The following is a 22,023-nucleotide window of genomic DNA, read 5'->3' on the forward strand; positions in this document are numbered from 1 at the left end:
TTTTGAAAAGAAACGTCAATATCTCAAAACCTGTCATTACTTAACGGTAATAAAATCCTTCAGTCTCTCAAACGTTTTTTCGCCAATACCACTCACTTTTTTTAAGTCCTCAATTGTTGTAAAGCCACCATGCTCCTCACGATACGAAATAATGCTTTTCGCCTTAGATGGACCAATACCTGATAATGTCGAAAGTGCAGCTTCATCTGCTTTATTTAAATTAACTTTTTGATCTTTTACACCGTTGTCACCTTGTGCTGCTCCGCTAGTAGGCATCGTCAACATATTAGCGGTAATATCGTTAGGCTTTTCACCCTTTATAGGAATGTAAATAACCATCTCATCCTCAACTTTTTGTGCATGATTAATGAGTAGTGTATCAGCATTCTCCGTATAGCCTCCTGCAAGCTGTACTGCATCTATAATTCGCTGGTCAGTCTGTAGCTCATAGACACCTGGATACATAATAGCACCCTTTATATCAACAAATACCTGCTGTATGACCGCTTCATCAACAGAGTCTTTCATATTTGGTTGTTCAATAGGTTGGATTGTTTCGATGAGCTCTTCTTGGGGAGGCGAAGAGTCAGATCTCGAAAAAAAGAAGTAACAAAGTCCACTGATTACTAGTATGCCGGGGAGCAACATACTTTTCTTGTACTTTTGCCAAAAAGATTGGATCATCTAATAACATCCTTTCCTTTGCAAAAGGTAATCATATGGAGTCTATTTCATCTTACAATATCATTCATGCGTTGAAAAGATAAATTATCTATTAAGACAAAAACGAAAGCACCTGCCCTTTGCTTATTATGACACTGACATAATGTTGTGAAGCCATGTTATTATTGGAATCATAAAGGTCACCACCAAAACGACTAATTTACAGCACATATATTAAAAAAATGTCATCTACCACTTTTGGTGATGAACCACAATAAAAAAGACACATTATGCCTTTGCGTACTGAATGGAGGAATAATATGCAGCTAACAATACAGGCAAAGGGAGAAAATGTAAAAGCTATCTCCTACTTACTATCAAAAAATCCGAATAATTTATATGAACGGCGCGTAAAGGATCATTTAGTTCGACTTGTTTATCACGAGCTTTCTGAAACAAGTCTTGTTGTGACAATATTTGTTACACCAAATGCACTCGCACTTGTTCAAAATGACAATGCACTTGATATTACACATTATATTAATGACCGTGAATTCGCCGCTAGTAGTATTTTTTTATCCCTTATCCGTTCTGCTTTAGGTACTGCGTTAAATGGTAAACCAAAAGAACAATATATTGAATTTGTAGCTCAAGCATTTTCATTTTCATTTGAATTCGGTCCAATCGCTTCAGCTATGACAAATGAAGCTATACATGAATTGTTTCAGCCTCTTGGATACACTGTAAACATTGAAGCTTTGAGTAACGACCATCGCGCACGTTTTCTTACATTATCTGCGGACATTACGCTACAACAAGCACTACAGCATCTCTTTGTACTGATCCCCGTTTTAGATGATTATAAGCACTACTTTATCGATGAGTTGGAAGTTGATAAGCTTAAACGATACGGAGAAGGCTGGTTAGATACACATCCAATGAAAGAATTTATTTTTAAAAAAGCTCTACGCTTCTCCCATTTATATAATGGAAACACAGCACCACAAAATGTAACGCGATCACTCAATACATTACGCTACGAAAAAATTGTTGAAACCATTAATAATCTACCTCGAAAATCATCAATTGTTGATTTTGGTTCTGGTGAAGGAAAGCTTTCAAGTTTACTTGCCTACGTTAAAGGAATTGACGAGTTGCTTGCGGTTGAACCAAGTGAAGCTGCAATGAAAAAAGCAATCAAGCGTTTTGAAGGCTTAGAGGATGCATTTGTAACCCCAAAACCTACATGGGGCTCGCTATTTTATTACGATGCTCGATTAGAACATAAAGACGTCATTGTTTTATGTGAAGTCATTGAACATATTAATGAAGAACGATTACCTAAAATAATGGAGTTGATTTTAACTCAATATAGTCCTCAAACATTAATTGTGACAACACCAAATGCCGAATACAATGCTGTTTACAAATTGGATGAAATGCGTCATGATGATCACCGATTTGAATGGACACGCCAACAATTTCAAGAGTGGTGTCATGCGATGAATCGCAACGAACAATATGAGCTTTCATTTACTGGCATCGGCGATCAACATGATATTTACGGACAACCAACCCAAATGTGTATTTATACGAAAAAGGAGGAGAATGTATGAACATCAAGATTCCACATGCAGGGATTGTTCTGCTAATTGGTCCATCCAATAGTGGAAAATCTACTCTTTTACAACAATGGGTTAATACAGGTATGCTTTCTCCTTCTGAAATTATTAGCTCTGATGCTTATCGGACACTTGTTTCAGATACAGATTATATCGATTTTCAACATCATTCGAAGGAAGAAGCGGATTTATTGTATGATGAATATTTCGCTATTTCAGCACAAGCCTTTGCAGTTATGGAACGTGTATTAGAGGCTAGAAGCTCATTAAATAAATGTACCTTTGTTGATGCTACACATTTACAATCAGAGGAACGTCAAAAATATATTTCACTTGGAAAAAAACTACATGTTCCGGTTAGTGTAATTGTATTGGACATTCCTCTTGATGAATTGTTACATCGAGATACTTTGCGCAAAGACCCAAGAGGTAGTAAACGTATTAAACAGCAGGTACGTTTATTAAAAGCAGAAAAACGATTTATTAAAAAAGAGTCGTTTACAAAAACCTATATTGTGACAGACACGGATGGACTAACATTATCAAGACAAAAGTCACCGCTACTGTTAAATGTAGAAGCTGGGCTTGATATTATTGGTGATATTCATGCCTGCTTTAATGAATTTATCGAATTACTTGGTAAGCTAGGCTACGAAGAAAATGAGGAAGGTTACTATATTCATCCACAAGGTCGACGCTTTGTTTCAGTTGGAGATATTATGAGCCGAGGACCAAAATCAATTGCAACGATGGACTTTTTTGATCGCCATATAGAGCGTGGGCTTGCCTATATGACTGACAGTAATCATGGCTGGAAAATAGCTCGTTGGTTAGATGGACGCAAAGTAACATTACATCATGGGGATGAACTAGTTGAAGCTGAATTTAATGCTTATGAAGAAGATTACGGAGCAGAGAAAACAAATGCCTTAAAAGCTCGTCTCGCAAAATGTTTACTTGCTGCTCCCTCTCACTATTTGCTAGTGAATAATGGCATTTCTTCAGCTGTCGTTACACACGCAGGTATCCGTGACCGTTATATAGGCAAACAATCGACAAGGATTTCTGATTTCTGTCGTTACGGTGATGTTCAGGGGCAAGATAAATCTGGGAAACCTATTCGTAATGATTGGTTTATAGAGCATCAAACATCACAGCTTATTATTTGGGGGCATGATCCTAAAATTAATCCGTTAAAGCAAAATAATACGTTGAATATTGATCAAGGTGTTGTTTTTGGGGGGCAGCTAACTGCTTTTCGCTACCCTGAAAAGACAATTGAGTTTGTGAAGGCGTATAAAAACTATGCCGGTATCGAACGAAATCCTCTACTTGAGGCAAAAGCGCAACGTTTTGCACCACCAAACATCGGGGCATTTTTAGAAGGATTCACAGTGGAAACTGCCTACTTTAACAATGTACAAATAGGCGGTGCTCATGCAAAGGCAGCGATCGACAGTGTTTCTCATTATGCACTGCCGTTAGAACAGCTAGTTTATATTCCACCTACGATGAGCCCAACACCACAAACATCTTCGTTAGCAGATACGTTGGAACACCCTTCTGAGGCATTTGCCTATTATAAAAAGCACGGTGTCCAGACAATGATTGCCGAGAAAAAACATATGGGCAGTCGCGCTGTTCTTTTACTGTTTAAAGATGCGCTTATTGCAAAGGAATACGTTGATACAGAAACACTTGGTATCATTACAACTAGAGCAGGAAGACGGTTTTTCGATAAAGAGACGGAACAAAAAATTTTGCAACAACTTCATACAGAATTAATAGAGAAAAATTATTTCGAACATTTTAATACAAATTTCGTACTACTCGATGCAGAAATTTTACCTTGGAACTTAAAAGCGCAACAACTAATCGATCAACAGTATGCACATGTAGCTGAGCAAGCTCTAATGGACCGCACAAAGCTTATGGAGAAACTACGTGACACAGTACAAATCGATGTTTCAGAATGGCTTCAGGAGTATAAGGGGTTACTTGAAAATGCACAACGATTTTCAACAGTTTACCAAAATTATTGCTGGGATGTCCAAGATGCTTCAGCTATTCAAATTGCGCCCTTCCATGTATTAGCACATAGTTCGGAATCGTTTTTCCATAAACCGCATATATGGCATATGGAAATGAATCGACTATTTGCCAAAAATTCAACATTATTTATTGAAACAGAGTTTAAAATCATTACGGATGAAGCTTCTGAACAAGAGATCATTACTTGGTGGGAGGAAATGACTGCTGCTGGTCATGAGGGTATTGTTATTAAACCTGAAATATTTGTCACAAAATATAATGGTAAGCTCATTCAGCCCGCAATTAAAGTACGTGGTCGTGAGTATTTACGAATTATTTATGGTATGGACTATTTAGAGCCTTCACATTTAATGAAACTGAAGGAACGTAATCCAAGTAAGAAAATGAAGCATGCATTGCGTGAATTCGCGCTCGGACTAGAAGGAATAGAACGTTTTGTAAAAGGGGAATCGACTGCTCGTATTCATGAATGTGTACTCGGGACATTAGCACTCGAAAGTGATCCTGTCGACCCTAGACTTTAGTAAGATCGCCACTCATCTTAATGTGGAGGTGAACACAATGTGTTGCTTTCTGGAATCATTTTGGTGAGAACTCTTTTTCTGACGTTCTATCCGTCACTTTTATTTTTATGGTCATAAAAGTGCCACACTGCCTATTGGACAGTGTGGCACTTTTCATCATTACTTTCTACAAGCGTTATACTGCTAAGATGTCATTAAATTTCGCTTGTAGCTCAGTCGTTAAGATTCCCTCATTGTAAAAATGGCGGATAAATATATATTGCATCATATCATCCTCTTGAGCGGGATTCATCTGCATCAATATTTGATTAATCTTCTCCGCGAGCAGTACTGGATTAGCATACATCGTATTCCAAGCGCGAACCTTTAACTCTAAATCTGTACCAAGAGCTGCTTCTTCCAAGTTCTGTATTGGTATTGGCTCACTAAAGTGGGCATACGGATCTTCATATGTATCTGTATGTAAAAAATGAATACAATCTTCTAACTTGTCTGCCACACGTATTGAATCTACAAAAACGCCATGTTCATTTTCATTTAGATGACTATCTTTAAAAATTAAAAACGGTGCATGGTGCTGAAGCCCAACCACTTGCTTTTTACATTGCGGCGTAATAAAGATTAAGCCGTTCTCTAGCTGTAATGTTTGAACATATGCAGCAAAATTACCACTTTCAACAAAGTCACTATATGTTTTTGGACGATAATAAAATTCAGCGTCTAGTTCCTCTGCTTCAATCGTCCACTCTACCTCTGGGCAATCAAAAATAACGCGAAGTGCAAAACCATTAGCTGTTTTTCTAAGCTCATCATAAATATAAAACTGCCCTGGAACTACTTGACCTAACTCACTTTTAATATTGTTAAACGTTAAATAAATGATTGATTTTGCAGTAAAGCCTCCTGCCATATCAAGTGTTAGTACAACTTGAGTAGCCGTACGGTGAATACTAACTACTTTTGCATCATGAAGGCTTTGCTCAAAGACCTCTCTTGCCTTTGGTTTCATATAAGCTAACGTTTTCTGCTTTTCCTCATATGCTGCATCGAGAATATTTTCAAATAGCTGCTCCTGTTCATTTCTCCATCGTAAAAATTCTTTCCGTACATGTTTAGGAACTTCTAGTGTATTCAACGTACCATCTAAAATATATGGTTGAAACCTCGGTGGTAAATCGTTCATTAAACTATCCCGTAATACATCTAACTCCTGCTTTTTTTCCTTATATAAATCAATATCATTTTCCTTTGCATCAGCAAGGCTCTGTATCCAATCTTCATCAGATTCGTCAATAAATAGTCTCATCGCATTTTCATACGCTTTTTTCTCCTGTAATGTTAAATGCCACATAATTTCAGCTCCTTTAATTAGGTTATAGATAACAGAAATACTATTTCGAATGAAAAGTAAAAAAAGCTCACTGGTTAGTTTACCAGCGAGCTGTGTTTTACTATTTTACCGCACGGATAAAAATGCGTTCACTTTCATATTCAGGGCTTTCATCTGTAAAATCTGCTGTTACTTCTACATGGTTAAAGCCAATCTCCTGAAGCCACGCCATATATTGCTCAATTGAGAATGTGCGTTGGCTATGCTCCTCGTCGAAGCGTTCATACAGATTACTCTCACCATCACGCACATAAAACGTCATTTGGTGGACAACGGAATGTTCGAAATCGCCTGGTTCCGTATGCCATACATAGCTAATATCACCATCGTCATACGTAAACGGTCCATCTAAAAATATATCATTCATTTTAAATAATGAATGTACGTCAAAAAACAGTTGGCCTCCATCTCGTAAAGCACCATAAATACGTTCTAATGTTGAATAAACTGCTTTTTCTTCCACTACATAATTCAACGAATCAATAGCTATCGTTACAACGTCAAGCGCCTCAAAGCCCTCTAATTCATCCATCGACAGACAATAGAGAGGAATATGTAATCCTGCATCAGCAAAGCGCTCTGCGGCAATTGAGAGCATATTTTCAGACAAGTCAATTCCACTCACCTTGTAGCCTGCCTGCGCAAACAGCAGGCCGAGCACACCTGTACCACAGCCGATATCTAAAAGATTTGGGAATTGACTGCTCGGTGCATGCTGCAAAACCCAATCCACATAAAGATTGTATGGGATATCGGTTTGCAGTTCATCATACACGTGTGCAAATCGTTCGTAACTACTCACACTTACGCCTCTGGCATGTCTAGTTGCGGTGCATCGCCCCATAGACGCTCTAAGTTATAATAAGCGCGTTCATCTTTATGGAATACATGCGCTACTACATCTCCAAGATCTACAAGAACCCAGCGCGCTGCATCAAAGCCTTCTACACGGCGAATTTCATAGCCCTCTTTTTCTGCTATCTCTTGTAATTCACGTGCGATTGCTTGCACTTGGCGATCAGAATTACCATGAGCAATAATAAAATAATCTGCTAAAAGTGAAATGCCTTGCATATTTAAAACGACAATATCCTCACCATGTTTGTCGTCAATTGCTTTGTAAGCTGCTTGTAATAAAGTTGAAGTCATCCTTCACTGTCCTCTCTTTTCATCATATCGTTGTAACATTCTATTGATAATGGATAAATTGGTTGCTTTGTGTCAATTAAAAATGCCAATGTATGGCGCACACAAGCACTCATCGCTTTATCCAAATTTTTCTTTGCCTTTTTTCGCAGACGATCAACCCCATCAAATTTACGATTAGGTTCTATCATATCTGCAACAAAAATAATTTTTTCTAGACGGCTCATGCCTACGCGTCCTGTAGTATGAAAACGAATGGCATTTAACATATCCTCATCCGTAATGCCAAATTCGCTTTCTGCAATATATGCACCTACTGGACCATGCAGTAATTCACTACCCCAGCCAATAAGGCGAGCATCTAATTTTTCATCACGGACGATTTTCTCCATCCATTCGATATCTGCATATTTCGCAATATCGTGAAGGATAGCAGCGATTTCAGCTTTTTTTTCATCCTCGCCATATAATATTGCTAGCTCGATCGCTGTTTCCATTACACCAATGGTATGAATATAGCGCTTCTCAGGCATGCGTGGCTTAATCGCCGCTAAGTACTGTTCGCGTTCCATATAGACCTTCCTCTCGTATGAACGTCTCTACCGCTTCAGGCAGTAAAAAAGTAACCGTTCCTCCAGTGGCAAGTCGTTCACGAATCAGTGTGGACGATAAATCGATTTGGGGAGCTTCCACCATTACTATAGGATACTCTGTTGTGGCCACTGTTCCTGGACGCTTTACGCCTACAAATTGCACAAGCTTCACTAATTCATCAATACAGTACCATGTATGAAGCGAATCAATCATGTCGCCTCCAATGATAAAGTAAAACTTCACGTTAGGCTCTCTTATGCACATTGCAGAAAGTGTCTTATATGAATAGGATACGCCACCCTTCTCCACCTCATACGACTCGACAGAAAAATACGGGTATGGACTTATTGCACGCTTTACCATTTCAAGGCGTTCCTTATCGCTAGCATCATGACGTGCGAACTTATGTGGTGGCAACGCATTAGGCATAAAGCGAACTTCATCAAGATCTAAAGCATGCAGTACTTCATTAGCCATCATTAAATGTCCATTATGTGGTGGATTAAATGTACCTCCCAGTAAACCGACCTTTTTCATCGTCTCACCTTATTTCGTTGCTTTTGGTAATGCAATCTTTTTATGATTGCGTGACTCTTTATATAAAACAACTGTTAGTCCAATTAATTGCACAAGCTCTGCATGAGCACCTTTAGCAAGTGCTTCTGCAACTTCATGTTTATCGTCTTCACAGTTATCTAAAATACGTACTTTGATCAACTCTCGTACTTCTAATGCTTCACGGATTTGCTTTGTCATTTCGTCATTAACGCCGCCTTTTCCTACTTGGAAAATCGGTGTTAAATGATGTGCTTCTGCACGTAAAAAACGTTTCTGTTTACCTGTTAACATAAAAATTAGTTTCCTCCTAATTGCGCCTTTAATTGCGCAATCATTGAATTTGTATTTGGGTATTCACCAAGCCAATGCTCAAAAGCAATAGCCCCTTGGTGAACGAACATTCCAAGACCCGTAACGACGGTTGCTCCTTTTTCCGCAGCCGCTTTTAAAAAAGGCGTCATTAATGGATTATACACAATATCGGCCACAATTGCGCCTTTTGCAAGTCGTTCTAATGAAAATGGCATAGAAAAATTACCCGTAGCAAGTCCAGCCGATGTCATTTGCACTAAAATGCTGAAATCAGCTAATAATTCCTCAGCCTCCGCTAAAGAAATCGCATGACCTACACCCATTTCATCGACAATTGCTTGGGCATTTGCCACTGTACGGTTGGCAATGGTTAAATTCGTATAACCTTGCTGTTGCATGGCAAAAGCAATACCACGAGCAGCACCGCCCGCACCAATTAGAAGAACTGGCTTGTCTTTATGTGACTTACCAACCGCTTCTTCTAGCGAACGTACAAAACCAACACCGTCTGTATTATAGCCCTTTAATGTTCCTTCTTTTGTTCGGACAACCGTATTGACAGCTCCCATTTTTTTTGCCAACTCATCTAGCTCATCTAAATAAGGAATGATCGCTGTTTTATGTGGGATTGTAATATTCCAGCCACTAGCACCTAATGCTTTCAGGCCAGCAACCGCTGACTCCAAATTTTCAGAAGACACATGCACTGGAATATACGTTGCATCTATCGACATTTCCCCGAACCAAGCATTATGCATCGCCGGGGATTTTGAATGCTCAATCGGATCACCCATAACTGCAAACCATTTCTTCATTTCCTAATCCCTCTTCTCTACTTATACATCCTAAATTAGTGATGGGCGAATTGAAACTTGTACACCCTTTGGGGCATAAGCCGCAACAACTACATTGGCATGCTGCACCGTAATCCATCCAAGACCAGAGAAGACAACATCTGTTTTCGCTTCTTTAATAGAGAACTCATGACGCACTAATGGCGGTAGCTGTTCGATAAATTCAGCAGTTGGAGGTGCTAGCAATTCACCCTTATGCTCTGCATACAATGTATCTGCCTTCTCAAGCTTTGTTCGGTGTATTGGCAAGTCATTTGCCACGTGTACCGTAAATGCCGAACGTTCTCCTTGAATAAAGTCAAAACGAGCAAGGGCGCCAATAAATAATGTTTGTCCAGCATTTTGTTGATACACTTTTGGCTTTATTTCTTTTTTAGGCATAATATATTTTAATTCGCTTGCATCAATATGGTGTGCCATCTGATGGTGATTAATAATTCCCGGTGTGTCATATAATGCACTACCATCATCTAATGGAATTTCAATCATATCTAAAGTGGTACCTGGGAAATGAGAAGTTGTAATAATCTCACCTTCACCAGTAGCCTGCTTGATAATGCGATTAATGAACGTGGATTTCCCAACATTTGTACAACCTACAACGTACACATTTTGTCCATTACGGTACTCATCAATGGCTTCCATTGCTTCGGCCATCCCTTTACCTTTATGGGCACTCACTAGAAGTACATCTACAGGTTGTAGACCGAGAGCCTTTGCTTCACGTTTTAGCCAATTAATCACTTTTTTCGGTTTCACAGATTTCGGTAATAAATCGGCTTTGTTCGCGATTAATAACACAGGATTTTTACCTACGAAGCGGTGAAGTCCTGGTAGCCAGCTCCCATTGAAGTCAAATATATCAACAATTTTTACGATTAAGCCTTGCTGTGTTCCAAGACCGTTTAAAATGCGTAAAAAGTCGTCATCTGTTAATGACACTGGTTGAATTTCATTATAATTTTTCAAACGGAAGCAACGTTGGCAAATGACCACGTCTTTTTCCAATGATGATGGGGGTGCATACCCAACTGCTGTTTTATCTTCTGTTTGAATTGTTGTACCACAGCCAATACAATTTGGCATTTCGTTCATTCTTTTTCCTCCCAAGTACTGATTCCTTTTCGTTTTAAATTATTGAACACACGACGCTCAATAAATCGGTTGAATTTTGTTACGAGCCCATCTGATTGTGCAACTGGTTTTACTAGTACCGTATGCAAACCTAAGCGATTTGCGCCCATTACATCTGTTAGTAGCTGGTCTCCTACCATTACTACCTCCTGTGGTCGTAGCCCTAATTGAACAATTGCACTATAAAAGGCATTACGAAGTGGCTTTCTCGCCTTGTGAATATAAGGAATACCTAATGGCTCAGCAAATTGTTTAACACGCGCCTCTTTGTTATTCGACGCAATTATTACACGAATGCCTGATTCTTTCATAATGCGCAGCCAAATAATAAGCTCTTCCGTTGCATCTGCACGGTCCCATTCCACAAGCGTATTATCTAAATCCGTAATAATCCCTTTAATACCTAAGTCTTGAAGCTTTTCCGGCGTAATTTCATAAATACTCGTGACAAATTCATCTGGTAATAAAAAATTATACAAAATAGCGACCCCTAATCTAAACGTATTATTCGACCATTATAGCATATTTGCGAAAGCTTCACCCATTCGAATTGGGCTTCCTTGTACAACATTTTCCGTAAATTCTATAGCATCCTTTTCAAACAGCATAACGACTGTTGAGCCGAATGAAAAATATCCGACTTCTTCACCCTTATGCCACTGTGTTGTTGTATTAGTGAGCATGATAGAGTTTACAAAGGTTGCACCAACTTTAATAAATGCTATTTGCTGATCATTCGCGACTTTAAGCTCTGTTACTGATCGATAATTGTGTGAAATAGGTTTTTTACCGTATGTAAGACCGAGCTGGTTAACAGGATAAGATTTTTGGCCAAGTGTATATTGTCTTAGCACTTCCCCATCAATCGGGCTATGAATACGGTGATAATCTGCAGGACTCAAGTAAAACACGATAAAATGTCCATCAGCATATTGTGAGGCACGTTCTGCATTGCCGAGTAAATCATGTAAAGCATAAGGCTTACCCTTTACATGAAATGTCATATCCCATTCGATACGTCCAAAGGATTCCACTTTGGCATCCACTGGACTTACATAAGTAGTGGGATTTTGTTCAATTGGGCGTGCATCTTTTAAAAGCTCTCTTGTAAAAAAATCATGTAAACTCGAAAATTGTTGTTGTTGTTTTGAAACCTCTTCAAGATTAATGTCGTATACTTTCATGTAACTAGGAATAATTCGTTTACTCCACTTTGCTTTTGCAATAGATTGCAAAAGATGGGAGGATTGCTTGCCATTTGTTAATTCAATCAAGCGTTGATATAGTTTTTCTTTCATAAAACAAAACCCCTATCGATTAATTTAGACTGTCAATTTTTTCGCATTCGAAGTATAATGGTACAATATCTTAAGTGCAAAGGAGTGATCCCCCTTGTTTTTTTATCACAAGTTGGTGGATACCACGGTTAAGAAAATGAAATCGCAAGCAGCAAACTTTATCACAATCAGTAATATGTCCTTCGGCGGCGCGGCCATAATGGCTACACTACACGAATACTATAGCTTCAGTGTCTTGTTTATCTTTATTGCAGCCCTTCTTGATCGTTATGATGGAAAGGTAGCTAGAGCACTCGGACAAGTGTCTGATCTAGGTAAACAATTAGATTCTATGAGTGATATTATATCATTTGGTGTGGCGCCTGCATTATTAATGTATAAAGTTGTCTTAGTCGACTTTGGTTTCGTCGGCATGACGATGACAGTACTATACATCATCTGCGGTGCGATGAGATTGGCTCGTTTCAATATTACTGAAGCAAACGGCTATTTTACAGGGTTACCAATTACAGCGGCAGGTACGATCTTAACTTTAACGTATTTTGCATCTAATACGTTCCACCCGGCATTTTATCTTTTCCTATTCCCCATACTAGCATTACTAATGATTAGTACAATTTCGTTAAAAAAAGTGTAACAGCGCATTTGCTGTTGCACTTTTTTTCATTTAACACAGTTTTATAACATATACTGTCGAAAAATGGGGAAAGGATGAAATCATTCAATGAGCGGAATTTTTACATCTATGTTGCAGTTATGGCTTGAGATCCCAGCGTTACTTGGCTATTTAAAGGGGCAAACATTCCATAAACCCTTTTCAAAAGAAGAGGAAGCTGCTTGTATTGAACGATTTTTAGGCGGTGATGAGCAAGCGCGTCTTGATCTAATTGAACGCAATATGAGACTCGTCGCACACGTTGTGAAAAAATTCCACCCAAAACATGAACAACTTGATGATTATATTTCCATTGGTACTATTGGTCTGATGAAAGCCGTTGAAAGTTATACTCCTGACAAGAAAACCCGTCTTGCCACTTATGCAGCCCGTTGTATCGAAAATGAAATTTTAATGCATCTGCGTACACAGAAAAAAGTGCAAAAAGATGTTAGCTTATTTGAGCCAATCGGTACAGATAAAGATGGTAATGCACTACAAATCCGAGATCTCTTACAATGCGATGAAGAAAGTGCAACAGAAAAACTTGAACATAAAGAGCATGTTGCACAACTATATCATTATTTGCATATGCTTGACGAACGTGAACTCGAAATTGTTACACTCCGCTATGGTCTAAACCAGCATGATGCACTTACGCAAAAAGAAATCGCTGCACGTTTAAATATTTCTCGTAGTTATGTATCTCGCATTGAAAAACGAGCACTTATTAAACTCTATCAATTATATAAACGAGATCAAAAGATAATTGAGTAATATATTGTAAATTGATACTTATAAAAATTCAACAATCTCATTACTTTATTGTGCAATTAATCTTGTATTTTTTGTTACAAAAGTACCCCTTTGGCAAATCACCATAACGTAAAGCTGATTTCCGTTCCAACTGAACGCACTCTCAGGGGCGTCTGATGAGACACTTCGGATAATAGGATGTTTTGTGCGGAAGCGAGGCAACAAAAACAACAGGAGGTTAATCTTCCCCTATCTGCGCGATCCAAGATCTTATTTGTGACGTTAATCCCTAAAGAGTCGCCCAATCACTTCTACACAAATTTTTACTAAATATCATCTCTAAATTTGGTAATAAGCCCAATTCTCAGCAAGTTTGCGTAACTAATGAAGAAAAAAATCTCTTGCGATTTAAAATCGCAAGAGATTTTTTTATTCAGCAGATTCCGATAGTTCTACTGAAATAAGTGTACCGAGTAACATTGTTATAATAACTACACCTGCTGTTAAAAATAGCATTATGAATGCCTCCCATCTAGATATGAAGAGATTTAATTAACAACAGTTTAGCATTAGTGAAACGTGTAAACTGTGATTTTTCTCACACTAAAAGCCACTCATTTTGACTATTTTGTGTAGTTTATTTCACTAAATTATGAGACTTATAATGATTCGATAGCTTTTAGTACGATTTGTGTTGAATGCTTTGCAGCTACTGGTAAAAACTCATCGAAGCTTAGATTCGATTCTTTTCCAGCAATATCTGATAAAGCACGAATAACAACAAATGGCGTACCAAATTGATAACATACTTGTGCAACTGCCGCTGCTTCCATCTCTACTGCCTTCATTTGCGGGAAATGACGACGGACAGCTTCTACACGAACAGGATCATTCATAAAGGCATCACCTGAGCAAATTAAACCAATACCATATTGGTGCTCTCCAACAGCCTTTACAGCCTCTTCAGCAACTTTCATAAGTTTTTCATCCGATTTATAAGCTGCTGGCATACCTGCCATCTGACCCATTTCATAACCGAAAATCGTTACATCTACATCATGATGACGAACTTCATCTGAAATAACGACTGCGCCAACTTCAAGAGTTTCATCATAGCCTCCGGCAGAGCCCGTATTAATAACTACGTCAGGCTTAAATTCATGTAATAGAATAGTAGTTGACATAGCGGCATTCACTTTACCAATACCACTTTTTAATAAAACTACCTCTTTCCCTTTATAAGTTCCTGTTGTATACTCACTGCCTGCGATTGTTGTGCTTTTTGCTTGCTCTAACGATGCTCGTAAAAGCTCAACTTCCTCTTCCATTGCGCCAATTACTGCAATTTTCATTTCTTTTGTTACTTCCCTTCTATATTCAACTCTATTAAAAATAATAAAATGAATTATTTTCGTCAATAGGCGCCGTTTAATGTATTTAGTTGTTCAAGTTTTACTGGTGTCCAGCCTTCGTTGTCAACCCATTCCATGCTAACACGATACATTTTTGTCTTATCATTCGTTGAAACTGTTGCAATAGCCGAATTAGCGCTACCGTTGTTTCCCATACGCCAAATAATCATATTGTCCTTTTCGATGCCTGTAACGGCCACAACTGTGGCTACCTTTTCAGCCCAGTCTACGGATTTAGCATCGTAAGAAGACACATGCTGACCTGTTTGTGTTGTAGGTGTAGGTTCCCAATTTTTATTTGTTATGACCTTGTTAACAATCGGGTTGTCTGAAGTAGTTTCAGTAGTAGCGTCCTGTTCAGATGGTTGAGATTCGTCTGTTGGCTCTTCCTTTGCTAGTTTTTCCTCCTGAGCTGATTCATCATTTTTTTGCTCTTTAGAAGGCTCTTCCTTCACATCTTTTTTATCGTTCTTTTGCTCCTGTATTGGCTCGTCTTTTTCAGCTTTTCCTGCATCATCCTGCCATTTAAACACAAATGTTGCTGTTATAATAATTAATATCACGACAATACCAATTAAAACATTCAATAGTTTATCTAGCTTTTTATTACGAGATGGCTGCAAATGACGACTGCTTCGAGTTTTTCGTTCACTCATGAAGTCTCCCCCTCTCTAGCCAATATTCTATCAAGTTCAACAGTACTTGCAAAATAATTGTGCTCATATATTTTTTCAGAGAGAAAAATATACCTATCTCGCCTTATTTCCCCATAGTTTTTTCCCTTGGCGTATATTGTTATTGCTCTCGCTTTCACACAGACAATGCAGAAGATAAAAGCAGCTAGCTCTCCTTAAAGATAAGCTAACTGCTTGTACCAAAATTATTTTATTGAAATAATTTTAACTTTCATTTCACCACCGGGTGTTTGTACGACAACTTCTTCGCCCTCAGCACGGCCTAGTAAGCCTTTAGCAATTGGTGATTCATTTGAAATACGGAATTCCATTGGATCTGCCTCAGCCGAACCAACAATTGTATACGATTCCTCATCTGTTGATGGTTTCCCATTAATAACTTCTACAAATGTAACCGTTTTCCCTAGTGATACTACACTGTTGTCTGTTTCGTCCTCAGAAATAATAACTGCGTTACGAATCATAGATTTTAATGTAGAAATTCGACCTTCTAAAAAGGCTTGTTCTTCTTTTGCAGAATCATACTCAGCATTTTCAGAAAGATCCCCGAAATCGCGAGCAATTTTAATACGTTCTACGATTTCCTTACGTGTTTCCGTTTCTAATTTCACTAATTCTTCTTCTAATTTTCTTTTACCTTCAGCTGTCATTGGGTACTGTTTTTCATTTGCCAAAGTTCTTCACTCCTTGTTTTCGTCAATATAAAAACATAAAACTCGATTAAGTGGCTTAGTGGATGCACTTAATCGAATTTTATTATTTTTAAACGGTTTCAAATTACTCTTTGACCTAATAGTATGCATGCCTTTCTGAAATATGTACAGATATGCATGTAAATATTGTCAATACAACTCTATCTTATTACAATACGTTGTCGGTTTCAAGGATAGTTTTAATCTTAGTTACCATTAAATCAATCGCAACCTCATTATCCCCGCCTTCAGGAATAATAATATCGGCATAACGTTTCGTCGGTTCAATAAACAGATTATGCATTGGACGTACTGCCGATAAATATTGGTCGATTACAGAATCTGTAGTACGTCCACGCTCTTTTATATCACGCATTATACGACGAATAATACGTAAATCTGAGTCCGTATCTACAAATAATTTAATGTCCATTAAATCACGTAAATCTGCATCTTCTAACACTAAAATACCTTCTAGTATAATAACATCTACAGGCTCTACATGAATAACTTCTTTTGCTCTTGTATGCTGTACATAATCATATACCGGCTTTTCAATTGATTGGCGGACCAATAATTTTTTTATGTGTTCAATTAACAAATCGTTATCAAACGCTAACGGATGATCATAGTTTGTACCTAAACGCTCCTCAAACGTTAAATGACTTTGGTCTTTATAATAAAAATCTTGTTCAATTACTACTACTGAATGATCGCGGAAAACATCATAAATAGCACGTGTCACACTCGTTTTACCCGAACATGAACCACCAGCAATTCCGATGACGACTGGACGCTTTGCTACCATTAATTATTCTCCTTTCGCATCATGTTATGTGGTTTTAATGGTGTATCGCATTTAAATTTAACAATTTGTAATGGGTGACGTGCAGCATCTAAGCTATTGCCATCCTCATCCCAAATTTCACCCATTGTAAAACGGAAATTATCAATTTCTGGTCCAAAGAATTCTACCTCATCGCCAGGTTTAAAATAGTTCCGTTGTTGCATTGTCACAATTTTTGTTTCAGGGTCATGCTCTAAAATTAAACCAGCAAACTCATAAGTCGTTTTACGGCCATGTACACCAAACATTTGCTCCTCGTGCCCAGGAGCATCATGGAAGAATGCTTCAGCGGTATCACGGTTAGCACATTTGTCTAGTTCTTCTAGCCATTCACGTTTAATTTTAAAGTTTTCAGGGTCAGCACAATAAGCGTCAATCACTTTACGGTACACTGAAATAACTGTAGCAACATAGTGAATTGATTTCATACGACCTTCCACTTTTAATGAATCAATACCAAGTTCAATCATATGTGGAATTGCTTCAATCAGCTTTAAGTCTTTCGGACTCATGGCAAAAGGTGCGTGATTATCATCGAAAAGTGCCTTTTCTTCGCCATCTTCTAGCTCATATAAATCATAGTCCCAGCGGCAAGATTGACAGCAACCACCACGGTTAGAGTCACGAGCAGTCATGTGGTTTGACAGTACACAGCGACCAGAATAGGCGATACACATTGCTCCATGAACGAATGCCTCAATTTCAATATCGACTTTTTCCTTCATTAGCTTCATTTCTTCGCCGCCTACTTCACGTGCTAATACTACACGATGTAAGCCTTCTTCTTTCCAATACTGCACTGCCTTCCAGTTCGATAAAGATTGCTGTGTAGAAAGATGAATTTCAAGCTTTGGTGCAGCTGTACGGCATGTTTCAATGATTAGTGGATCCGCTACAATAATGCCTGTAACACCCGCAGATTCAATATCTTGTAAATATTGCTCTAAGCCGTCCATATTTTCATTGTGGGCGAAAATATTTGTCGTAACATATATTTTGGCACCATATTTATTGGCGAATTCAACACCTTCGCGCATTTCTTCAATTGAGAAGTTATCTGCGTTTGAACGTAGTCCGAACTCTCGTCCACCAATAAATACAGCATCCGCTCCATAATGAACTGCTACTTTTAATTTTTCTAAACTACCTGCAGGGGCAAGTAGCTCTGGTTTTTTTGTTATGACACGTTTACCGTCTACAATTTCACGGATTGTGTCATTTTGTTCTAATGCTAATGCCATGTTCTTGCCACCTCCTAGTAAACTGTTTCCTTGAAGATAAAGCCAGTATCAAGAGGTCTGATGGCAGGCTGAATATCTTCAATTTTAGCTAATAAATCATCTTTAATATCTTCATACGCATCTTCTGATTCGTCAAAATATGTGTCAATTGCTTTTCGATAAGCTTCTGTTACTGTGATCACATATTCTGGCGTTTGAAGAACACCCTCAATTTTCAATGCATCAATGTTACCTTCAAATAATTCGCCAAGCTCATCGATAATGCACATATCGTTTGGGCTAAAAATATGCGTACCGTTAGCATCCTCATAAATTGGATATTTATTATTTCGTTCATCATCATGAAGGAACATATTGCGATTTTCCTTACGATTTTCAATTTCCATTACTTTATCCTGATATAAGAAATAATGGCCTAGTAATGGACGTTTTGATTGGAACATACATGTCATTCCATGTACTTGAACCTCAATCTCAACTTCTGTATTTTCTTTAATTTCTAGCACTTCATCTAAAGAAAGTTCACGTGAAAGCACTGCGCGAGTTGCTCCGCGTTTTCCCCAATAATTTGCAGTAAACCAGTTCGTTGCAGTCGTTTCCGGATTCCAGTGTAGCGGTATTGTTACACCTTGCTCACGACGGATGATTAATACTGCTGGATCACCATAAATTAAACGGTCAACACCAATACGTTGCATTTCTTTTAAATATTCAGCAAGTGCATCCAATTTTTCATTATGGAATAGCGCATTTACCGCAACATAAACCTTTTTACCCGCGGCATGAATTAGCTTTGTAGCTTCTTCCACTTCACTCACAGAAAATTCTCCTGCTAGGCGCAGACCAAATTGTTGTTCACCAATGACAAAAGCATCTGCTCCAGCCTGTAAAAGTGCTTTAACATGGTCCACTGATTGCGGTGTAACAAGCAATTCAGGTTTTTTCATAATAGTCACCTCTTCAAACATAATAATAAACCATCACCAACTGGTAAAAACGCACTTGTATAATCAGGGTGCTGCATAATCCACTCGGTGAAGTTTTTTAAATTGCGAATCATTGTACGCTTACGACGCGGTACATCTTTTAAATCCAAATCTGATAGGCCATGCATATACATATTATCGATATACAGAACTCCGCCAGATTTTACAAGAGGTGCATACTTTTCAAAAAAGCGTTGATATTGTCCCTTTGCAGCATCGATAAAAACAGCATCGAAGGTCGTTTGAATTGCTTCATCATTCACTTCTAAGGCGTCACCTTCAATGACTGTAATACGATTTGATACTGTAGAACGTTCAATATAAGCCTTTGCTCTTGCAACACGCTCTGTATCACGTTCGATTGTAACGATTTGCACATTTGGTATAGCCTCTGCCATCCTTATTGCAGAATAACCAATTGCTGTACCAATCTCTAAAATTTTCGATGGATTTTGAATACGTAGCAATTGATTTAGTGCATCAATGCCTGAAAGTTGCATAATCGGCACATGATTCTCCTCCGCAAATGCTTCCATCTCTAAAAGCAATTCATTACGTGGTTGAATAAATGATTGTATATATGCATCTGATAATTCCATTTTTTAGTTCACCCTCATATCAATTATGCCTCGGCATAATTGCCGCTGTCGCTACGCTTTTGCGCAGATAAACAATGCTTCCGGAATCAGCTTTGTGCTTAGGCCTGCATGAGGACCGACACGATGTCGGACATTTCGGTAATGCTACAGGACGTGACATTTTTACCGATACAGTTCAGTTAGCCGTTCTCGCATCGATGCGATAATTTTAGGCTAATATCCTTTAAGAACACCACTCCGATTCCGTGACATTCGCCGGAGGCGCAACGAGCAATACTCGTTGTCTGTACTTCATCATTTAGCAACAAAAAGAAAAAGACCAAACGTGATGTCTTGGTACTTCGTCATACAAAAATGAGCAATTGTTTTTATAAGCTCAGAAACAATTGCCACCACGTATATTATTCCGCATTAACGGACTGATTGAATTTTTTCCATGCGGATTGATTAAAAATCACAATTTATAATAGCACGAAAATAGAAGGAAAGCTATTTTTCTTTCCTTCTATCCACATTATTGCTATTTATTTTTTCTATTTTAAGTACTTACTCAGCTTTTTTTATATATTTATCTACTTTCAGTAAATGTTCATCATACGTTTTCGAGAAGTGGTTGACACCTTTTTTATCCGCTAAGAAGTATAGATAGTCCGTTTTACTTGGATTAAGCACTGCTTCAATCGAAGTTTTTCCTGCTCCCGCAATCGGACCTGGTGGTAAGCCTTTATTTTTGTAAGTATTATAGGCATTATCTACTTCTAAATCTTTATAAAGGACACGATCTTTATGGGAACCAAGTGCATATAAAACAGTTGGATCTGTTTGTAATGGCATCCCTTGATCGATACGGTTATAGAATACGCTCGCAATCGTTTCCCGATCTGTTTGGGCAGTAGCTTCTCTTTCCAATAATGAAGCAAATGTTAATAATTGATGTACTGACATTTTCTTTTCAGTTAGAGCATCGTTGTAATTTTTCACAACCTTGTCCATTGCTCCTATCATTTCGTCTACAATGGATTCTAATGATGGTTTTTCTTCAAAATAAGAATAAGTTGCAGGGAATAAATAACCTTCTAAATCATATCGGATTTTATCAGCTAAAACCGCATCCGTCACAAGCTCAGGGTATTTAGCCTTCATTTGTTGTACAAACGCATCGCTTGTTACTAAGTCCATAAATTCTTTTTGAGTGTAAGGCGTTTTCTTTTCCACTATATTACCAATTTGTTCAAGTGTTAAACCTTCAGGAATTGTCATTGTAAAGACTGGTGTACGATAAACCTTCCCTGTTTTTAAACTTTCGATTAGCTCATCCAATGTCATTGCTTGTGTTAAATCATAGTTTCCTGCTTGGAACTGGGATTCATTTTTAAATTTAGCATAATATTTAAAAACACGAGCATCTTTAATTACCCCTTTTTCCTCTAATAGAGTTGAAATAGAGCTTAAAGTTGAGCCTATCGGTACTTCAACTGCTATTGTTTTAGTTGCATCTGGATCTACTGGTTTTAAGGCACTCTTCACATAACTATAACCAAGTAAACCGACAATCCCAGATATTAAAACAAAAGCAATTGCTACAATAGCAACGATTTTTCTCACAATTTTTACCTCGGATTTTCTTTCTTGCATTTTCGCAAGCATTTCTTGTTTTTTCGAACCGTTATTCACGGGTTTCCCCCCTATCACTTCATTATCATACTAGAAATCAACTTTCACGACAAACAGAAATAGAAAATCAGTAAAAATAGATCACATAAAAAGATATTCCGACAAAAGAATGTAATAAATCAACATTGATTTACAGTCAACAAACTAAATTACTAGAGAAATCTAGATGGATGCTTGACATATTAGGAACAGAAAGCCCAGGAGAAAAACAAAAATCTGCTCACTATATCATTAGCAGATTCAATAATATTCTCTTCACCCCAACTGTTGGAAACTTACTCTATCAAAGTTTTGCCTCGCCATAATATTGTCTGCAATC

23 protein-coding genes are annotated in these 22,023 nt (G+C 38.0%); 4 read left to right on the forward strand and 19 right to left on the reverse strand.

Annotation, left to right across the window (positions count from 1 at the left end):
* Positions 1-36: 36 nt before the first annotated feature.
* A complete protein-coding gene (locus tag MY533_RS15125; RefSeq protein WP_248716619.1) occupies positions 37-684 on the reverse strand; it encodes a helix-hairpin-helix domain-containing protein in 648 nt (215 codons plus the stop codon).
* A gap of 299 nt (positions 685-983) precedes the next feature.
* Between MY533_RS15125 and MY533_RS15130 the strand changes: the two genes are divergently transcribed.
* Both MY533_RS15130 and MY533_RS15135 read left to right on the forward strand, forming a co-directional pair.
* The gene (locus MY533_RS15130) at positions 984-2,279 is read left to right on the forward strand and encodes a methyltransferase domain-containing protein (RefSeq protein WP_248716620.1); all 1,296 of its coding nucleotides are present in this window, start codon (positions 984-986) and stop codon (positions 2,277-2,279) included.
* Positions 2,276-4,861, forward strand: a complete 2,586-nt coding sequence (locus MY533_RS15135) for an AAA family ATPase (RefSeq protein ID WP_248716621.1) — start codon at positions 2,276-2,278, stop codon at positions 4,859-4,861. The genes MY533_RS15130 and MY533_RS15135 overlap by 4 nt, the downstream gene beginning before the upstream one ends.
* 175 nt (positions 4,862-5,036) lie before the next feature.
* Here the strand turns inward: MY533_RS15135 and MY533_RS15140 are convergent, their stop codons facing one another.
* From MY533_RS15140 to MY533_RS15185, 10 genes are all read right to left on the reverse strand, one after another.
* Complete coding sequence (locus MY533_RS15140) at positions 5,037-6,212, reverse strand: DUF4085 family protein (RefSeq protein ID WP_248716622.1); 1,176 nt, start codon at positions 6,210-6,212, stop codon at positions 5,037-5,039.
* A 100-nt stretch (positions 6,213-6,312) separates the two neighbouring features.
* On the reverse strand, positions 6,313-7,053 hold the full coding sequence (locus tag MY533_RS15145) for a class I SAM-dependent DNA methyltransferase (protein WP_248716623.1): 741 nt from the start codon (positions 7,051-7,053) through the stop codon (positions 6,313-6,315).
* 2 nt (positions 7,054-7,055) lie between these two features.
* Positions 7,056-7,400 (reverse strand): ribosome silencing factor, encoded by a 345-nt coding sequence (gene rsfS / locus MY533_RS15150; protein ID WP_132356907.1) that lies wholly within the window; start codon positions 7,398-7,400, stop codon positions 7,056-7,058.
* A complete protein-coding gene (gene yqeK, locus MY533_RS15155) occupies positions 7,397-7,969 on the reverse strand; it encodes a bis(5'-nucleosyl)-tetraphosphatase (symmetrical) YqeK (RefSeq protein WP_248716624.1) in 573 nt (190 codons plus the stop codon). Before yqeK ends, rsfS begins: the two co-directional genes overlap by 4 nt.
* The gene (locus MY533_RS15160; protein WP_248716625.1) at positions 7,938-8,528 is read right to left on the reverse strand and encodes a nicotinate-nucleotide adenylyltransferase; all 591 of its coding nucleotides are present in this window, start codon (positions 8,526-8,528) and stop codon (positions 7,938-7,940) included. Before MY533_RS15160 ends, yqeK begins: the two co-directional genes overlap by 32 nt.
* A 9-nt stretch (positions 8,529-8,537) precedes the next feature.
* Positions 8,538-8,840 carry a ribosome assembly RNA-binding protein YhbY gene (yhbY, locus tag MY533_RS15165; RefSeq protein WP_132356910.1) on the reverse strand — a complete coding sequence of 101 codons (303 nt, stop codon included), beginning with the start codon at positions 8,838-8,840 and terminating at the stop codon, positions 8,538-8,540.
* 5 nt (positions 8,841-8,845) lie between these two features.
* Positions 8,846-9,676 carry a shikimate dehydrogenase gene (aroE, locus tag MY533_RS15170; protein ID WP_132356911.1) on the reverse strand — a complete coding sequence of 277 codons (831 nt, stop codon included), beginning with the start codon at positions 9,674-9,676 and terminating at the stop codon, positions 8,846-8,848.
* A 30-nt stretch (positions 9,677-9,706) separates the two neighbouring features.
* Entirely contained in the window at positions 9,707-10,810 is a 1,104-nt protein-coding gene (yqeH, locus tag MY533_RS15175; protein WP_248716626.1) for a ribosome biogenesis GTPase YqeH, read from the reverse strand.
* Entirely contained in the window at positions 10,807-11,328 is a 522-nt protein-coding gene (locus tag MY533_RS15180) for a YqeG family HAD IIIA-type phosphatase (RefSeq protein ID WP_049667747.1), read from the reverse strand. The genes yqeH and MY533_RS15180 overlap by 4 nt, the downstream gene beginning before the upstream one ends.
* A gap of 36 nt (positions 11,329-11,364) precedes the next feature.
* Positions 11,365-12,147: a phosphatidylserine decarboxylase gene (locus tag MY533_RS15185; protein ID WP_132356914.1), complete on the reverse strand. Its 783-nt coding sequence runs from the start codon at positions 12,145-12,147 to the stop codon at positions 11,365-11,367.
* A 136-nt stretch (positions 12,148-12,283) separates the two neighbouring features.
* Here MY533_RS15185 and pssA point away from each other — a divergent pair, with 136 nt between their 5' ends.
* Complete coding sequence (gene pssA, locus MY533_RS15190) at positions 12,284-12,784, forward strand: CDP-diacylglycerol--serine O-phosphatidyltransferase (protein ID WP_132357279.1); 501 nt, start codon at positions 12,284-12,286, stop codon at positions 12,782-12,784.
* Positions 12,785-12,871: 87 nt separating this feature from the next.
* Positions 12,872-13,579, forward strand: coding sequence for an RNA polymerase sporulation sigma factor SigK (sigK, locus tag MY533_RS15195; RefSeq protein WP_248716627.1), 708 nt, complete (start codon positions 12,872-12,874; stop codon positions 13,577-13,579).
* A gap of 638 nt (positions 13,580-14,217) precedes the next feature.
* Here sigK and mtnN read toward each other — a convergent pair.
* The 8 genes from mtnN to mltG all read right to left on the reverse strand — a co-directional run bounded on the left by mtnN (position 14,218) and on the right by mltG (position 21,704).
* Positions 14,218-14,910 carry a 5'-methylthioadenosine/S-adenosylhomocysteine nucleosidase gene (gene mtnN, locus MY533_RS15200; RefSeq protein WP_248716628.1) on the reverse strand — a complete coding sequence of 231 codons (693 nt, stop codon included), beginning with the start codon at positions 14,908-14,910 and terminating at the stop codon, positions 14,218-14,220.
* Between the two features lie 62 nt (positions 14,911-14,972).
* Entirely contained in the window at positions 14,973-15,626 is a 654-nt protein-coding gene (locus tag MY533_RS15205; RefSeq protein WP_248716629.1) for a YrrS family protein, read from the reverse strand.
* A gap of 224 nt (positions 15,627-15,850) precedes the next feature.
* The gene (gene greA, locus MY533_RS15210; RefSeq protein WP_049667741.1) at positions 15,851-16,339 is read right to left on the reverse strand and encodes a transcription elongation factor GreA; all 489 of its coding nucleotides are present in this window, start codon (positions 16,337-16,339) and stop codon (positions 15,851-15,853) included.
* A gap of 187 nt (positions 16,340-16,526) precedes the next feature.
* Positions 16,527-17,165, reverse strand: coding sequence for a uridine kinase (gene udk, locus MY533_RS15215; protein WP_132356917.1), 639 nt, complete (start codon positions 17,163-17,165; stop codon positions 16,527-16,529).
* Positions 17,165-18,445 (reverse strand): peptidase U32 family protein, encoded by a 1,281-nt coding sequence (locus MY533_RS15220; RefSeq protein ID WP_248716630.1) that lies wholly within the window; start codon positions 18,443-18,445, stop codon positions 17,165-17,167. Before MY533_RS15220 ends, udk begins: the two co-directional genes overlap by 1 nt.
* Positions 18,446-18,459: 14 nt before the next feature.
* The gene (locus MY533_RS15225; RefSeq protein WP_248716631.1) at positions 18,460-19,392 is read right to left on the reverse strand and encodes a peptidase U32 family protein; all 933 of its coding nucleotides are present in this window, start codon (positions 19,390-19,392) and stop codon (positions 18,460-18,462) included.
* Positions 19,393-19,397: 5 nt separating this feature from the next.
* On the reverse strand, positions 19,398-20,030 hold the full coding sequence (locus tag MY533_RS15230; protein WP_248716632.1) for an O-methyltransferase: 633 nt from the start codon (positions 20,028-20,030) through the stop codon (positions 19,398-19,400).
* Positions 20,031-20,576: 546 nt separating this feature from the next.
* Positions 20,577-21,704: an endolytic transglycosylase MltG gene (mltG, locus tag MY533_RS15235; protein WP_132356921.1), complete on the reverse strand. Its 1,128-nt coding sequence runs from the start codon at positions 21,702-21,704 to the stop codon at positions 20,577-20,579.
* Between the last annotated feature and the right edge of the window lie 319 nt (positions 21,705-22,023).

The organism is Lysinibacillus sp. Ag94, from assembly GCF_023242215.1.
In the GTDB taxonomy this organism is placed as follows: Bacteria; Bacillota; Bacilli; order Bacillales_A; family Planococcaceae; genus Lysinibacillus.

Coding starts and splice junctions, on each gene's coding strand:
- MY533_RS15125 (WP_248716619.1), bottom strand. CDS start 684: ATGATCCAATCTTTTTGGCAAAAGTACAAGAAAAGTATGTTGCTCCCC.
- MY533_RS15130 (WP_248716620.1), top strand. CDS start 984: ATGCAGCTAACAATACAGGCAAAGGGAGAAAATGTAAAAGCTATCTCC.
- MY533_RS15135 (WP_248716621.1), top strand. CDS start 2,276: ATGAACATCAAGATTCCACATGCAGGGATTGTTCTGCTAATTGGTCCA.
- MY533_RS15140 (WP_248716622.1), bottom strand. CDS start 6,212: ATGTGGCATTTAACATTACAGGAGAAAAAAGCGTATGAAAATGCGATG.
- rsfS (WP_132356907.1), bottom strand. CDS start 7,400: ATGACTTCAACTTTATTACAAGCAGCTTACAAAGCAATTGACGACAAA.
- yqeK (WP_248716624.1), bottom strand. CDS start 7,969: ATGGAACGCGAACAGTACTTAGCGGCGATTAAGCCACGCATGCCTGAG.
- MY533_RS15160 (WP_248716625.1), bottom strand. CDS start 8,528: ATGAAAAAGGTCGGTTTACTGGGAGGTACATTTAATCCACCACATAAT.
- yhbY (WP_132356910.1), bottom strand. CDS start 8,840: ATGTTAACAGGTAAACAGAAACGTTTTTTACGTGCAGAAGCACATCAT.
- aroE (WP_132356911.1), bottom strand. CDS start 9,676: ATGAAGAAATGGTTTGCAGTTATGGGTGATCCGATTGAGCATTCAAAA.
- yqeH (WP_248716626.1), bottom strand. CDS start 10,810: ATGAACGAAATGCCAAATTGTATTGGCTGTGGTACAACAATTCAAACA.
- MY533_RS15185 (WP_132356914.1), bottom strand. CDS start 12,147: ATGAAAGAAAAACTATATCAACGCTTGATTGAATTAACAAATGGCAAG.
- pssA (WP_132357279.1), top strand. CDS start 12,284: ATGAAATCGCAAGCAGCAAACTTTATCACAATCAGTAATATGTCCTTC.
- sigK (WP_248716627.1), top strand. CDS start 12,872: ATGAGCGGAATTTTTACATCTATGTTGCAGTTATGGCTTGAGATCCCA.
- mtnN (WP_248716628.1), bottom strand. CDS start 14,910: ATGAAAATTGCAGTAATTGGCGCAATGGAAGAGGAAGTTGAGCTTTTA.
- MY533_RS15205 (WP_248716629.1), bottom strand. CDS start 15,626: ATGAGTGAACGAAAAACTCGAAGCAGTCGTCATTTGCAGCCATCTCGT.
- udk (WP_132356917.1), bottom strand. CDS start 17,165: ATGGTAGCAAAGCGTCCAGTCGTCATCGGAATTGCTGGTGGTTCATGT.
- MY533_RS15220 (WP_248716630.1), bottom strand. CDS start 18,445: ATGGCATTAGCATTAGAACAAAATGACACAATCCGTGAAATTGTAGAC.
- MY533_RS15225 (WP_248716631.1), bottom strand. CDS start 19,392: ATGAAAAAACCTGAATTGCTTGTTACACCGCAATCAGTGGACCATGTT.
- MY533_RS15230 (WP_248716632.1), bottom strand. CDS start 20,030: ATGGAATTATCAGATGCATATATACAATCATTTATTCAACCACGTAAT.